The 15,194-nt window shown below is 35.9% G+C and carries 15 protein-coding genes; all 15 read right to left on the bottom strand.

Annotation, left to right across the window (positions count from 1 at the left end; genetic code table 11):
• Positions 1-106 precede the first annotated feature (106 nt).
• Entirely contained in the window at positions 107-1,027 is a 921-nt protein-coding gene (locus WAO84_RS03365; protein ID WP_340063621.1) for a TraB/GumN family protein, read from the bottom strand.
• Complete coding sequence (locus tag WAO84_RS03360; protein WP_340063620.1) at positions 1,015-1,914, bottom strand: hypothetical protein; 900 nt, start codon at positions 1,912-1,914, stop codon at positions 1,015-1,017. Before WAO84_RS03360 ends, WAO84_RS03365 begins: the two co-directional genes overlap by 13 nt.
• Before the next feature lie 515 nt (positions 1,915-2,429).
• The gene (locus WAO84_RS03355) at positions 2,430-3,014 is read right to left on the bottom strand and encodes an SET domain-containing protein (RefSeq protein WP_340063619.1); all 585 of its coding nucleotides are present in this window, start codon (positions 3,012-3,014) and stop codon (positions 2,430-2,432) included.
• A 71-nt stretch (positions 3,015-3,085) separates the two neighbouring features.
• Positions 3,086-3,373, bottom strand: a complete 288-nt coding sequence (locus WAO84_RS03350; protein WP_340063618.1) for a hypothetical protein — start codon at positions 3,371-3,373, stop codon at positions 3,086-3,088.
• Positions 3,374-3,381: 8 nt separating this feature from the next.
• Positions 3,382-4,353, bottom strand: a complete 972-nt coding sequence (locus WAO84_RS03345) for a deoxyhypusine synthase family protein (RefSeq protein ID WP_340063617.1) — start codon at positions 4,351-4,353, stop codon at positions 3,382-3,384.
• Positions 4,343-5,284 (bottom strand): agmatinase, encoded by a 942-nt coding sequence (gene speB / locus WAO84_RS03340; protein ID WP_340063616.1) that lies wholly within the window; start codon positions 5,282-5,284, stop codon positions 4,343-4,345. The genes WAO84_RS03345 and speB overlap by 11 nt, the downstream gene beginning before the upstream one ends.
• Positions 5,277-6,671, bottom strand: coding sequence for a type III PLP-dependent enzyme domain-containing protein (locus WAO84_RS03335; protein ID WP_340063615.1), 1,395 nt, complete (start codon positions 6,669-6,671; stop codon positions 5,277-5,279). Before WAO84_RS03335 ends, speB begins: the two co-directional genes overlap by 8 nt.
• Positions 6,672-7,285: 614 nt before the next feature.
• The gene (locus WAO84_RS03330) at positions 7,286-8,890 is read right to left on the bottom strand and encodes an HsdM family class I SAM-dependent methyltransferase (RefSeq protein ID WP_340063614.1); all 1,605 of its coding nucleotides are present in this window, start codon (positions 8,888-8,890) and stop codon (positions 7,286-7,288) included.
• A gap of 2 nt (positions 8,891-8,892) precedes the next feature.
• Positions 8,893-9,987 (bottom strand): AccI family restriction endonuclease, encoded by a 1,095-nt coding sequence (locus tag WAO84_RS03325; protein ID WP_340063613.1) that lies wholly within the window; start codon positions 9,985-9,987, stop codon positions 8,893-8,895.
• 168 nt (positions 9,988-10,155) lie between these two features.
• The gene (locus tag WAO84_RS03320) at positions 10,156-12,021 is read right to left on the bottom strand and encodes a metallophosphoesterase family protein (protein WP_340063612.1); all 1,866 of its coding nucleotides are present in this window, start codon (positions 12,019-12,021) and stop codon (positions 10,156-10,158) included.
• Between the two features lie 27 nt (positions 12,022-12,048).
• Positions 12,049-12,453 (bottom strand): Fur family transcriptional regulator, encoded by a 405-nt coding sequence (locus WAO84_RS03315; protein WP_340063610.1) that lies wholly within the window; start codon positions 12,451-12,453, stop codon positions 12,049-12,051.
• Positions 12,454-12,463: 10 nt separating this feature from the next.
• Positions 12,464-12,901 (bottom strand): hypothetical protein, encoded by a 438-nt coding sequence (locus WAO84_RS03310; RefSeq protein WP_340063608.1) that lies wholly within the window; start codon positions 12,899-12,901, stop codon positions 12,464-12,466.
• A gap of 4 nt (positions 12,902-12,905) precedes the next feature.
• Positions 12,906-13,346: a hypothetical protein gene (locus WAO84_RS03305; RefSeq protein ID WP_340063607.1), complete on the bottom strand. Its 441-nt coding sequence runs from the start codon at positions 13,344-13,346 to the stop codon at positions 12,906-12,908.
• The gene (locus WAO84_RS03300; protein WP_340063606.1) at positions 13,339-14,556 is read right to left on the bottom strand and encodes an ABC transporter permease; all 1,218 of its coding nucleotides are present in this window, start codon (positions 14,554-14,556) and stop codon (positions 13,339-13,341) included. Before WAO84_RS03300 ends, WAO84_RS03305 begins: the two co-directional genes overlap by 8 nt.
• A complete protein-coding gene (locus WAO84_RS03295; protein ID WP_340063605.1) occupies positions 14,553-15,179 on the bottom strand; it encodes an ABC transporter ATP-binding protein in 627 nt (208 codons plus the stop codon). The genes WAO84_RS03300 and WAO84_RS03295 overlap by 4 nt, the downstream gene beginning before the upstream one ends.
• Between the last annotated feature and the right edge of the window lie 15 nt (positions 15,180-15,194).

Here is a 15,194-nt window from a genome sequence, read left to right as displayed (position 1 = left end):
AATTATGGAATTTAAAGCAAATGCGCCTTCAAAATTCAAGAAGAGATGTATCAAGACACGGGCAACCTCAGCATATTAATAGGTTGTGTGCTTATTGCTATTACTTTTACGACTTGTTGACTATAGTTTGTTTTACTTCTATGGGAGTAATGGTGTAACCGAGCTTTTTTAATTGGTTTATTAATCCGCATTCATACATTAAATGACTTAATCCGACAGCTATAAAGCAATTATTTGACTCAAGCTTTTCTTTAATACTGCTCATCCATTTATGGTTTCTGTTGGTTAACATAAGAGAATTTCTGCAGGGTTCATTGAATTTGAAGTCTATTTGCATGTTGGAATACCAATGCGTTTCTTCACAGTAATTTGAATTTTCGGTTCTAATTTTATCAATAATATTCGCAAGTCTTCTTTTATGGCTTCTTCGGGGCATTCCCTTTACGTCTTCATTAATTAGTTCTATTTGTTCTTCTGTCATTTCAAGCCCGTAGAGTTCTATATTTTGTTCGGCAGCCTTAACGCTTATATAATCATCTAAAGAAAGAGAGGTGTCGCTGGTGTTTTTGTTTAAACATACTTGCTGTTTGAAGTGCCGGTTTAGAAAGGCATACATTTCGGGAGGACTCATTTTTTCATAATCGGTAGGGCTTCCTGCAAAAAGATTTTTAATGAAAGTGAGATCTTTTTCAGCCAGATACTTACTCCATCTGGTTTTGTTGGTTCTTTTATTAATAATATCCTCTGCTGTTTTTCCAGGAATGTTCAGGTTTTCTTTTATCAATAAATCACAGGATTTTAAGGCCTGGTTAGCTTTTGTTAATGAATCAAAAAAAGATCTCCCAAAAGCGTGGTGTGTTCCAAACAAATAAGAAATGTTATCATGGTCTGAAGTAGTTATTTTAAACAATACAGTAGTAAAAGAGTCAGAATCTGTTGTACTCCTGTTTTGAGCTGTCGCAAATAGGGGCGAGAGTAATGATGCAACTATAAGAAAGCTAATAATTCTGCTTATTACATATTCCATAGTACCTTTTTTAAATTTTGTTCATTTAGCAGGACTAAATGAGGTTTTGGCATACTACCATCAAAAATGAGCTTAGAAGAGAACAACAATTTCTTATAGTTTAAAAATGCTACCCAATGTGGTGTGAGCGGTTCAGTTTGCTTTAATATGGTTTTACGCTTTCCATTTACATCTATTAAATCAAAAGACCTATTACCCCAGTATGAAAATAACAACTCTCCGTTAGAATAATCTGCGTCAAATATTTGATTTCGGTTCAATGGAGCATTCTTCACACCCGGATCAATCAATTTATTCCATTGTTTCAGGACGGTTCCATCTTGTTGTGTCAAATAGCACGAGTTATTACTTAACAGAAGAATTTGGTTGTTTTGAACTGCTCTAATCCTTTTTATTGGCTGGTTGAATTTAAAATATCTTTTGGGTTTTTCTCCTTTGGTCAATGTTACGATTTCAGGATATTTTCCAAAAACGATTTGATTATCAGAAAGCATAAAAAAGCCACCTTCTCCCATTCTGTGATCATCTTTGAACCAGTCCCATATTACTTCTGGTTTGTTCTCTAAGTCTGTTTTTAAGAGTCTTACTTCAAAATGGTCTGTTTTCTGCAAATATTTTCTTTCTATTATATAGATCTCATTCTGGTTATTCCAGAGCATATAATCGCTTGCGGCATATGCAGACCTGATAAGTACTTTTGGTTCAGAGCCTTTTTTCCAAATCATTACACACGCATAGTGATTAGGGTCGTCTAATGGATTTACGTACGACCATAGTACATTTTCTCCAGCAGTTATCAAATTTCCGGTAGGATGCGCAAATACAACAGATGTTAATAAAAACACTATGGTTGTTAAAATAATGCTCTTAATCCCCAGTGTTTTCATCTTTCTTAAATTACTTTTAATGACATGACAGGCTTGGTAAAACCCTGTCTTTCAAATTTAGTATAAAGATATAGGTTTGCACTGAGAAATTATTTAGAGTACTGTTTATTCAGTAAGCTTATAGTTTGTCAGATACCTTAAAACTTCTAACACTCTTGGCATAATAGGGTCTCTTTAAGTCTTTGAAGTCCTTAAAAATTATATTAAGACCCAATAATCCAAACCGGAAAAACCAGTTCGGAAAGTCTTATTAAACCATTAACAAACGTTATTTTCAGGAAGTACTCTATACTTACCTGTACCAGGTTAGAAGTTTATCAGAAAAAGGAATATAACAGTATAATTGCAAAAGGTCTAATAAATTCGTACAACACTTAACTCCTCAATTATTTTTAAGTAAGTAGGCAACTAACGTTTTCATTCTAGAAATAAGCTAAATGGCATAGACAGTGCTTTAGCTAATTAGGCAGCGTTTTGCTGAAGAGTATGTTTTGTGCTTTTTATGGTTTACAATTTTATCCATTGTAATAATTCGCCAATATAGACTCTAATTCTACTTCTCCGTTTATTATTTTTTCTATTCTATTCCAGGATTCCTGGGTTAAAATTTCCCGTAATGGCTGATCTACCATGGTGATCTTGTGAAACACTTTTTTTATTTTATTGTCCCAGATTTTATAATACTTCAAAAGATCATTGGGATAAACTATTTTTCTTCTTGTACCTTCATTAATTCCCCTGAAAGGTTGAGTAATATTGAGGTATCCATAATCATCTGTCAATTGTTCGCCCTCTTCAATATCTCGAATAGCGATTTCAAAGTCATACGCTGTGGTAAGGCAATTGGAGTTAAAGCTATGGTTTACATACCTGCCGTTATCCCAGCACAGTACTAAATTACCATTATTGTTCCTAAAGGTGTATGTATCAAGAATATTTTGATATATAGGCTCCATATTTTGGAATTCTAGTTGAGTAAACTCTCTGTCGAGTTTGTCAAGAACCCAGGTAATAGTTCCGGCTGGAATGAATTGTGTTGCAACCACACCATACCCCACTTCATTGCTTATAAACTTTAATTCAGTATTGGGATGGATCATTTTCTACAGTTTTTAATCGCATACAAGGGTTTTATGTATTGATAATGATTTCATGTAACTGAAAACAGGCATTACTCTTCATCTTCAAAATTGTTTTCTGTATCCAGGTCTTCTGAACTATCATCGTCTTTATCATTCGGGTCTTCAACAAAATCTTCTAATGCCTTTACCAGCCTTTTTCCAACCTTAACAAGGTATATAGTGTCATCTGTTCGTACTTCTACAGCTTCAATAACTTCATTTTTAGAGTTTCTGAAAGTAATAATATCATTGTCATCATATCCATCGGGAAACTTTTGAACCAAAAGGTTCATGATCTCTGTGGTTAATTTTTGGTGATCAACTATTTTGCGAATCATAATCTGAATTACATTTTGAGTAAATAAGCAAAAATTAAAGGTGCAACTATGGTTGCATCACTTTCAATAATAAACTTTGGGGTATCAATATCGAGTTTTCCCCAGGTAATCTTTTCGTTGGGAATGGCACCGGAATATGATCCGTAACTGGTGGTAGAATCTGAAATTTGACAGAAATAGCTCCAAAAAGGAGTTTCTGTTCTTTCTAAATCCTGATAAAGCATGGGAACCACACAAATAGGAAAATCACCTGCTATACCTCCTCCTATTTGAAAGAAACCAACCCCGTTTGATGAATTTTCTGTGTACCAGTCTGCCAAAAAGGTCATGTATTCAATACCTGACTTCATTGTACTGGCTTTTAGTTCTCCTTTGAGAACATAGGAAGCGAAAATGTTTCCCATAGTGCTGTCTTCCCAGCCTGGAACGACTATGGGAAGGTTTTTACTGGCTGCAGCATACATCCATGAGTCTTTCACATCTATTTCATAGTAATCTTCTAAAACACCGGATAAAAGGAGTTTATACATAAACTCATGAGGAAAGAGTCGTTCTCCTTTGGTATCGGCTTCTTTCCAGATCTTAAAAATATGTTTTTGTAACCTTCTGAATGCTTCTTCTTCGGGAATACAGGTATCTGTAACCCTGTTTAATCCCTGAGACAACAGCTCTCTTTCATCGGCAGGAGTAAGATCTCTGTAATTGGGTACTCTTTTATAATGAGAATGGGCTACTAAATTCATGATATCCTCTTCCAGATTAGCACCTGTACAGGAAATGATATGTACTTTTTCCTGACGTATCATTTCAGCAAAAATCTTACCCAGCTCTGCTGTACTCATTGCTCCCGCTAAAGATACCAGCATCTTTGCTTTTTTCTCTAATTGTAATTCGTACGCTTTGGCTGCATCTACCAAAGCAGCAGCATTAAAGTGCAGAAAATATTTCTCAATAAACTCTGTTATGGTGTTAGTATTCATCTTCAGTATCCTTAAATTTTGATAGTTTATCGAAGGAAGAGTTCATATCTTCCTCATATTCTTCTTCTTTCTTATTCTCCAGACAAAATTTATAACTCAACATTTTATAGTACAATTTGGCAGCTAAAAAGTCGGAAGATCTATCCTGTGTATTAGGACAGAGTTCTACAATATCAAATCCTACTACTGTTTTCTCAGAAAAAACTCTTTTGAGAAAACCCAGTGTTTCATACCAAAAAAGCCCTCCGGGCTCAGGAGTGCCGGTACTTGGCAGTATTGAAGGGTCAAAGGCATCCAGGTCGAAAGTAATGAATACATGGTTAGTGAGCTGCTCCAGCACCTCTTCTATCCAGTATTCATTGGTAACCATATCGTGAGCAAAAAAGGTTTTGTCTTTGTTCAATACAGTGGTTTCAACAATGTCCATACTTCTGATCCCTACCTGAACCAGATTGGCATTTTGACTTGCCTCATATACTGCGCATGCATGATTACAGGAAGATCCGTTATATTCTTTCCTCAAATCGGCATGGGCATCAATATGCAAAACAGTAAGATCATCAAAACACTCATTAAAAGCCCTTATTGAACCAATTGAAATGGAGTGTTCTCCTCCAAACAGGGTAACAAACTTGTTTTTATTTATATATTTTTTGGTGATAGCATGTACTTCTGCTACCATAGCTTCCGGGGTAGATGATTCCTCAATAGCATCTGCTAAAAATACTCCCTGTTTATATACCTCACTGTCAGTTTCAATATCGTACAACTCCATATTTTCGGATGCCTGTAAAAATGCCTCCGGGCCTTTATCAGCCCCTTTTTGCCATGTACTTGTACCATCATATGGTACAGGAATTAGTACCACCTTTGCTTTTTCTAACCTGGCATACGCATCGGGAATACCAGCATATGTTCTCTTATCATTCATAACCTAAAATTGATAATATTTCTTTACTTTTTTGTTGTTCTTTAAAAACTTTACTACTTATGTTTCCGTTTTTATCTTTGTTTATTAAAACGAGTTTTGGATGGGGAATTAAACAATGCTGTAACCCCCCAAAGCCTCCAATGTTTTCCTGATAGGCTCCGGTATTAAAAAAACCTATGTATAAAGGTTTGTCTTTATCATAAACGGGCAGGTAAATTGCATTGATATGCTGCTCTGAGTTATAATAATCATCGCTATCGCATGTGAGCCCTCCCAACAATACTCTTTCATACTGTCGGTTCCATTTATTAACAGGCAGCATAATAAACCTCTTGTTAATAGCCCAGGAATCCGGAAGTGTTGTAATAAAAGAAGAGTTAATCATATTCCATTTTTCTCTGTCATTTTGCTTTTTCTGATACAGTACTTCATAAATAGCGCCTCCTGCTTCTCCAACGGTAAAGCTTCCGAACTCTGTGAAAATATCAGGAACATCCACTTCAGCCTCTTTACAAGCTATGTTTATTTGGTTTATGATCTCATCAACCATATATTGATAATCATAATCAAATGCCAGTGAATTCTTAACGGGGAAACCTCCTCCAATATTGAGACTGTTTAATGTAGGACAAACTTTTTTTAATCTTATATATACGCTAATACATTTTAAAAGTTCATTCCAATAATAGGCAGTATCCCTAATTCCGGTATTAATGAAAAAATGTAGCATTTTAAGTTCTACCTGGGGGTTATTTGCCAGGGTACGCTCATAAAAGGAGACTATGTTTTTATATCCAATACCTAACCTGCTGGTATAAAATTCAAATTTTGGCTCTTCTTCAGAAGCGATCCTGATACCTACATTTAATTTCCCTTTATACCCGTCTAACAGAAGGTTTAACTCTTCATAATTATCAATAATCGGAATACAGTTTTTATGCCCTTCATTTATAAGGCTTATAATATTAGTGATGTATTGGTCTCTTTTAAACCCATTACAAAGCACATATGTATGGTCGTTTAATTTACCCGACTTTTTAAGTGATTTTACGATATCGATATCAAAGGCAGATGACGTTTCAATATGAACTTCATTTTTTAGAGCCTCTTCTAATACATAACTAAAATGTGAGCTTTTAGTACAGTAAGAATAATGATATGTGCCTTCGTATTTATGCTTTTCAATAGCATTTTGAAACCATTTTTTAGCTCTGTTTATATTTTCTGAAATTTTTGGCAAGTACACAAACTTTAAGGGTGTACCATATTCTTCCGTAAGCTTCATCAAATCAATACCGTGAAAAAACAAATTGCCGTTTTCTACCTCGAATTCCTCCTGAGGAAAATCAAATGTTTGCTCTATTAAATCTTTGTATTTAGTATTCATTTTTTAAGAAAAAAAGTAAAACAATAATGTATTCTTACAATACAAGAATACATAAAACCGTTAAAATTTACACATTCTAAAATACGGAAACAGGATTCAAATTCTTAAAAAATAAAAGAGAAGAGTGACAAAAAACACTTTGTCAACATATTTTGATATAAGATGATCTTTGGAAGCTAGCTTTAAATTTCGGTTACTTAAACGGTAAGCTGTCTTTGAATTTGACTTCCTAATTTTCAAAAACCCGAACTTAAAAACATGTATCATTATGTTCAGCTAAAAACGAATACAACGTTTTAGGACTACGAAGAAAACACAAAAAACAATACGTTGTATATTTTTTTGTATTTTAATTTATCAGGTCTTAGCTATATGGTTTGTCATGATATACCACCATATAATTTCCGGTCCTTTTGCGCTGTTGGTAAAAACATTTAGCCAGTCTATCACTGCAAAACTCTTAAAATATAAGTCTTCTGGATAATGAAATTTATGGTTTTTGCTTGTTTGACAGTGAATTTAAGATTAAAGCCTAACTTAACATACTGTCCATATTTTAAGTAGTTTAAAAAAGTAACATCTTCCATTCAAATTAAAGGTTTGTACAACACCTGCTAATATTGTAAGCTGGTTTTTTTTCGTTCAACCTGGTTTTCAGTGTTGGCAAATTCCGAACGTAATATTTTATCAACTTTTGCAATATACTTTTCATCCTTACTCTCTTTAAAGTTTGAATACAAGTTCAATATCTGTTCCGTTTGTTGTTCTTTTAACTTTGATAAATCAAGCATTTTAGATTTATTTAAGTCGTTAGGCTCAAATTTTTTCAATCCATTTCCATATTCTCTTCTATTATCACTAAAAATTTCCTTTGCTACGTCTGTGAGCAAATAAGCAAACAATAAATCTATTGATACATTTGAGAATAAATTTGAGTTTACCGGGTAAACACAATGAAAGGTTGTTAGATTTGAAACATTAGCTTCATTTCGAATAAATTTGACCCCATTTCTATTAAAGACGGAAACCCAAATTGGTGCAGGTGGTCTATTTTCTAAAGAATACCAGGGCTTTCTTTTCTTTGTTAAATACTTTTCATTTACTTTTTCATTTTCACCTAAAACAATGTAATCAGAAACTTTTTTGTTATCACGACTCTTACCATTGAATAAATATGCTAATTCATCATTTTCTATCAAACGCTCATAATCTGATATGGTAAAAAAATTACCTTTTACATCTTTTGCTTTGCAAACACAAGGCAATAAGTTTTCATCTGGAATAGAATGTTTTTCAATTTTAGATTTTTTAAACGTGAAATACTCGTTTGCACCTGTTGCAATACCTCTTACAACTTTAGCATATGTAGAGAAGGGGATTAGGTTTTTATAATTTTTTGAATTTTGAATTTGATAATATTGTCTCCATTTAATTCCAGGGTCTAATTCACTAGTTTTAAAACTAAATTCTCCTTTTGCATCTGGGTATGATTTGATATATTCTCCAATTAATCTTAAGTCAGATTTTGATTGAATATTCGTTATTTCAATTTCATACGTATATTCATCATTTGCCAAGAGAAGAATTGAAGCAGTTGTCATTGCATCATCAAATACATTCTCTTTAAAATCAATTACAAAAAGATGCCTTAATGTCTTTGTTTTTAAAAGATACTCTTTGATTAGTTTGCCATAATCAGAATTTAAAAATTCGGATGGGATTATATAAGCTATTCTACCACCTTTTTTTAATTGAAAAATAGATTTAAGCAAGAAAAGAGTATAAAGGTTAGTAAACCCATTAAACTTAAACTTTAAATAGCTTTCTACCTCTTTGAGTATTTCTTTATTGTCGTAATCGTGAAATTTCAAATAAGGTGGATTACAAATAATACCATCGTATTTATTTTTCCAACCATTGTACATATAGTCTTCAAGACTTAAAGAAACATTTTTATATGTTTTAAAATATTCGGAAGCATCTTTAAAAATAGTCTCATCAATATCAAAACCTTTGATTTCTATATCTTTTTTCTTCTTAAGTAGTGTTCTTGAAAATATACCCAGGCCAAAGGCTGGTTCTAAAACAGTTTTTAAAGACTTATTACCAAGTAACCAATCAGCCATAAGATTAGCTATTGGTTGCGGTGTAAAAAATTGAGCAAACTCTTTTCGGTGTTCAAGAGCAGTATTTTTAGAGTATGCTTTTTCTAACTCCATATTTAAAAATCTTCTATGTTCAGTAATTTTTTTAGACTATGAATGTCTAAATAAGCAGTTCCTTTTTCAAAGGTGACATAAAATAATAATCGACCTCTACCCATTTCTCGTCTAACACTTTTGTGTTCCGGCTCTTCAACTTTATAAGCAACTTGATTTGTATTTCGGGTATTAATTTTAATAGTTGTTTTATTTTGATTTTTTATATCCTTGCTAATTTCATAATGTTCGCCTTCCTTATCTGGATCCGTAATTAGAGATAAAATGTTGCTAAACGATATTCCATAAGATTTATCAAAGAAAACCTGAAAATAATAATGCGGAACATTAAATGTTTCTATCCATTTATAAACAACTTTTATATCTTCAACTTTTGGTGTAATACTTAAATAGTCCCTTTTTTGGACAATTTTAATGTGTTCTTTTAAATCTTTAAATAATAAAGTCAATTTCTGTAATTTTTCAGTAGAATTCCAACTTGGTCTTTTAAAAGTTATTGCATTTATTGTTTCACCGCTTATACTCTTAAGCACTTCTAAATAAGGTTTCTTTTTAGGGTGCTCAAATTCTTCTGCAAAGTCTTTCATTAAAACATCTCTAATATCTAATGCTTTTTTCAAGTGACAAGCGGTTCTCTCCCTCATTTCATTTTCATATTTGTCAATCAGAAATGCACTCGAGCGAATTTCAAGACCTGCAATAGCCATTTTCACATACTCAGTTATTTGAGGGTGTTCAATTTTACTTACATCAAAACCAAGCCTTCTATCAAAATCTTCTTTCCTGAAAACCAATAGATCTGGACGTTTTCCAATAGTGTCAAGTTCATCTTGAAAGTCTTTATAGAATTTATCAAACCCTACATCACCTGCAATTAAATCGTCAGATTTACCATAACGTACAGCAACATAATTCTTTGAAGTTTCATTTATTGCTCTAAAAATTAAATCTTCTGCCCAATCTCCCTGCTCTTTATTCGTAATAAAATTAGATGATGCCTGCGTTGGTGGTGATGTTCTGTCTCTAGGGATTGTGAAATCCACAATGGAAGTTGGAATAGATTTCGTTATTTCTCTTAATTTTTCAAAGTAGGTCATATTGTTTTTCGATACTTTATTTCTTGCTCAGTAGCTTTTAAAACTTTAATCGCTTTTTTTAGCCTTGAATGTACTAACCAAACCCGTAAAAAACAAAACAGAAGGCCATTTTTTCAGACGATCATATATTTTTCAGGGTTTAATAAGATACTTATTATTAAAAGCATATCACCGTAATTCAATTTCATCAATGGTATTTAAAGTATCGGGGTTGATCACTTTCATACGAACTTTTTTACCGTCCACATAAAAGAGGCACACGGCATTTTCTACGCTAAAGGCTTTGGTATGGTCACTCCAGGGTAATACTTCCTGCCCGTAATAGGGTGCCCCGGCCGCGCCGTTATTAATTTGATAAACGGGCCTTGATACGTTCAGTTTTTTATGAGGATACCCTTCAGGATATATAGTGACTTCTTTTGTTAGCTGTAAACGGTTGTAGTTATGCTCGTCTCCGGTCAATACGGCCAATACTTTACTGCTTTTATTAATGAGGAGGTCCAGGTATTCGTCCCGTCTTTCTATAATTCCCTTCTTCACGGCTTTACCGGCCACAAAGGGACGTTTTTCATTGTTCCCGCTGTACCACATATCATCACGGCTGTGCCCTCCATTGGGAAAAACGGGGGTATGCTGGGTCACAAAAACATGGTCAATAGTACGATCTTTTTCTAAAGAAGTAATGGTTTTTTCCAGCCATTTCAGCTGATTGTCCATAATATACCCGTGCAGCCCGCCTGATGTGGCTGTATTTCGTGAAAGGCTGGGCGCATACCAATAGTCACTGTTCAGCACCACCACAGCCACATTATCATATCGATACTGATATACATTTTCTGCATATGATGGAAAATCTATAGTGTGCGAAGAAGGGTCATACATACTTCCATCTTCACTGGTAAGGGTTGACACGGGATTTACAAAAGCTTCTGCAAAAGCCATTTCTGCAGATTCTGTACTGAAAGGAAACTTATCAACAAAAGCCTTGGATCTCCCGGTACTATCTCTAAAAATATACCCTAAGGCTTCGTGATTTCCCATTCCTACCTGAAAAGGTATGTAATGCCAAAAAGGTTCTACGGCTTTTTTCCAGTTGGTGTATTGTAACTGGGTTTCGGCATTAGTTTCGAGGTACCCGTTAATAAGATCTCCGCTAAATTGCATAAATGCCGCATCATGGGCATATGCTACAGCCGCAATTTTCTTCATAATGTAAGCATTGGCCCCGTAAATTTTGCGTTCACCGCCACCGGAAGCATGTCTGCTATCGCTAGTATAGGCAAATACAAAGGGAATCCTGCTTCCCGGCTTTGGAGCCGTTTTTACGTAGTACTGCTGTGTGAAACCACCATAACTCACCGAATATTCATATTTCGTGTCGGGTGCCAGCCCGGAAACGGTTATTTCATGATGTGTACCTACAGGGCTTTCAATAGTCTCACCGTTTATACGTAATTCTACAGGTACGGGTAAAGTAGTATTGAACCAAATGGTAACGCCGGTATGGGTAAGCATGTTTACAAAAGGCCCTTCATAAATTGAAGATGTAACCGAGAAAGGACCACCTCCTTTCAGGGATATTTCACCATCGTAAACTATCATACCCGTTTCATCGGTTAAACGATAGCCTATAGAGAGCATTTGGTTTTTTTCCCAATCCACAAAATCGTAAGGGTATCTGAAATCCTTCTTAATGTTGATAGCTACTTTACCTGCTTCTAATGTTTTTACAAACCTGAAAACCGGGAGCGGATGCGGTGCCTTGCCGTATGGGATCAAACCGTAGGTTATGCTTCCCCTGAAATCTCCAAAATCTAATTCTACCCCTTCATCGGTACCTTTTGGGTCTCCAAATAGCTGCTGAAGGCTGTAACGCGGACTCGTTTCGGATACATAATAGCGTTGGCCGCTATCCTGAAAATACAACCCTTTTTCATCTTTGCTAATATTACTGTAGCTTTTGGGAATGGTTACGGTCTGGGCAATGATCGTTTGGGCCATTAGCAGAATAGGTAAAAGAATACATTTTTTCATATGGCTTATTATTGAATGGAACAATGCTCAACAATTTGCGCAAATTCCCCTGATTATAGTTTGTACTTTATTGGTTCTGAAACCTTTTGGAACACTGAAATGAATGGGGGTAAGTGCCTCCATACAGTAAACATTTTCGCAACATTCACAAACAAAATGGGCGTGTTCGTAACCTCCGGACGGAGACTTCCCAAATGCATATTTTGTAATTCCGGAATGGTCGTTAATGCGATGAATAATGCCGGCCTGCTCAAAACTCGTCAGGTTTCGGTAAAGGGTAGATTTATCTACTTCGCTCACCAGTGCCGCCTGCAGATCGTTATAAGACTGGGCACGTTCCATATTCATAAAGTGTTGGAGCAAAGCCATACGTACCCTTGTCTTTTTTAATCCTTTCTGTTCTAAAAGTTGTTTGCAGCTTTCATTTTTCATCTACGGTCACTTATTTAAAACTTATACCCTGTGCATCTTTAATTCGATAATAGGATGCATTGGGATCATTTTCGTTCAGGTAAAGTGTTCCTTCTATGGAGAGCAAATCATCCATTTCAAAAGACTGCTTTTCGGCAAACTGTAAATCGACCACCGTTTCAGGGCCGCCATTACCACAGAAAAAACAGGAAGCCATGGGGTTTTTAGAAAGAAGATATACGGTTTGCTGACCATCTAATACTAACAGGTACCCGGTAAGCATAACCCGCTTTCCTTCCAAAGCCTTCATTTTAGGAGAAAAAGTTGCTTTCTGAAACTCGGGAATACTTGTTTTAGGGAAGGGACGCGCCCAGGATATACCTTCGGTAAGATCGGGCCAGTCTAAAATAGTCTGTGTATACCCATTCGTTCCCACCCAAAATACTACTATCAAAAGAAAAAATCGCATTTTTTTAATTTACTAACCGGCCTGTAGCCTCTTTTAAAATATAGTTACAATGATCTACATTCTCTTTATTGAGTTCAAGCACCCCGATAACCGTCACCATTTGATCGGTTTTAAAGGGAGGTTGCTTTTTAAAATTAACTTCAATAATAGTCTCAGGCCCCGCAGCCCCACAGAAAAAACAGGATGCCATTGGGTTTTGAGAGATCAGGAACACCTCTCCATTACCCGAAATATCAAGAAAATACCCTTTTATGCTCACCTGTTTTCCCTGGTAAGACCGTATCTTCTCACCAAACTTTGGCATTAAAAAATAGATCTCATACTTCTCGTTGTATTCAGGTTCAAAATTTACATCGGCAAAATCTTTCCATGTCAGTTGTTCCTGTCCCGATACAACGGTACATACCAAAGCTACAAATAAAAAGGTTAAAAATGATCTAAGCATCTGATAAGGTTTTTACAACATCCAGTTTGAAAATAGAAAGAGAAGCCAGCAAAGTGGCTACTATGGCAAGTGCCAGTATAAGGCCCAATAGAAAAAGTTCAAATAATTCAGGACCTGTAATTTGCAAACTATACCCATACGAAACCTGCATGTACCGGGAAACGCCCCATATTCCCAATCGTCCCAGAAGCCATCCCAGAAAATACCCCATAAGTGCAAGGAACATAGCTTCGAAAAGTACTAATCTGAGAAGCTGTCTGGTACGAAGACCATAAGTTCTCAATAGTGCGAGTTCCTGCCTTCTATCCCTTATAGTTTTTAAAAGGCTGATAAAAATGCTTAATCCTGAAACCAAAAGGATCGCCAGTGCAATACCCTGTATGGTCTGTACTCCCGAGCCAAGTAACTTCATGAGCCGTTGTACTTCAAAACCCGGCAAAGCGGCCTGCATGGTGGTGTTCTCATTTATAAATCTGGGTATCTGTACCATTCCTAAAGGGCTCCTGAAAGTTACCAGTAATGAAGTAATCTCTTTTTCTTCATGGTGTTCTTCCGGGTTATCAGCTTTTTCTTTATGATGAACGCTTTCTCCGTGATCGTGCGCTTCCCAGATACTCTCCAGACTGGTGATCAATAGTTGATCGACCACGGTTCCGGTTGGTCTTAAAATACCCTTCACGACAAAAGGGTGGTCATCGTGTGCTTCACTATTGGCTGTAACCAACCCATGAGAACTGGTAAAGCTGTCCCCTACTTTCAACCCCAATTGCCGGGCTGCACCACTCCCCGCAACTACTTCAAATGACTTCTCGAACAGTGCCCCTTCAAATAAGCGGGCGTTATATTGATCAAGGTACCGGGTTTCTGTGCCCAGAATACGAAAACCTTTAAAGTTATCACCATAAGAAACGGGAATAGCGGTTTCAATAAAAGGATGCTTTTTTAGCATGGCTACCTCATTTAGTTTAATATTCCCCGTAGGCATATCTATGTGAAGTACGGAAGATAAAACCAGTTGCAGGGGGCTTCCCTTTGCCCCTACCACCATATCAAAAGGAGCAATATTCCTGTTGAGTTGCCCTCCCAGTTGTTTACTTAACTGTAAAACAAAAGTTACCAGTGATACGCTTAACAGCAATAACATAAGGCTCAATAACAGATTGAGTGGTTTGGAAACCATGTTTTTGTATGCGAGATAGCTTAGTTTCATAGCATGACCCGGTTTTGAAAATGGGACATTACTCTGAGGTCATGTGTAATGATCAACAGGCTGCTCTTACATATTTCGGCTTCCTCCTTAAGCAGATCTATAACTTTTACGCAGTTCACATCGTCCAGGTTAGAAGTAGGCTCATCTGCAAAAATGATCCTGGGCCTGTGAATAAGGCCCAGTGCAATAGAAAGGCGTTGCTGTTGTCCCTGGCTTAATGCCGTTACCCTTTTATTATAATGTTCGGTAAGCCCTAATCTTTCGGCAAGCTCATGCCTTCTCTTTTTATCATTCTCCTTTTTAGGGAAACTTTGTCTTAAGCGAAGATTATCAGAAACATTTAGCGATTTAATGAAGTGATACTGTTGAAAAATAAGGCCTATATGCTCCCCCCTAAATTTATCCATTTTATTACGAGGCAGGGAATTCAGAGTAGTCCCGGCAATAGATACGGTACCATCTATGGGCGATAGAAGTCCCGCCATGAGATATAAAAGGGTGGTCTTCCCTACACCAGACCGACCGATCACTAACAGGTGTTTTCCGGGGACCAGATCAATATCCGGAAAAGCAAATTGCTTTCCATTTTCATAGGCATACGTAAGATTCGATGTTTTGACCATTCTGGTGTTTTGACA

Origin of the sequence: Ascidiimonas aurantiaca (assembly GCF_037646345.1) — a bacterium.
Taxonomy (GTDB): Bacteria; Bacteroidota; Bacteroidia; order Flavobacteriales; family Flavobacteriaceae; genus Ascidiimonas; species Ascidiimonas aurantiaca.
This window is presented reverse-complemented; position numbering and strand designations above follow the sequence as displayed.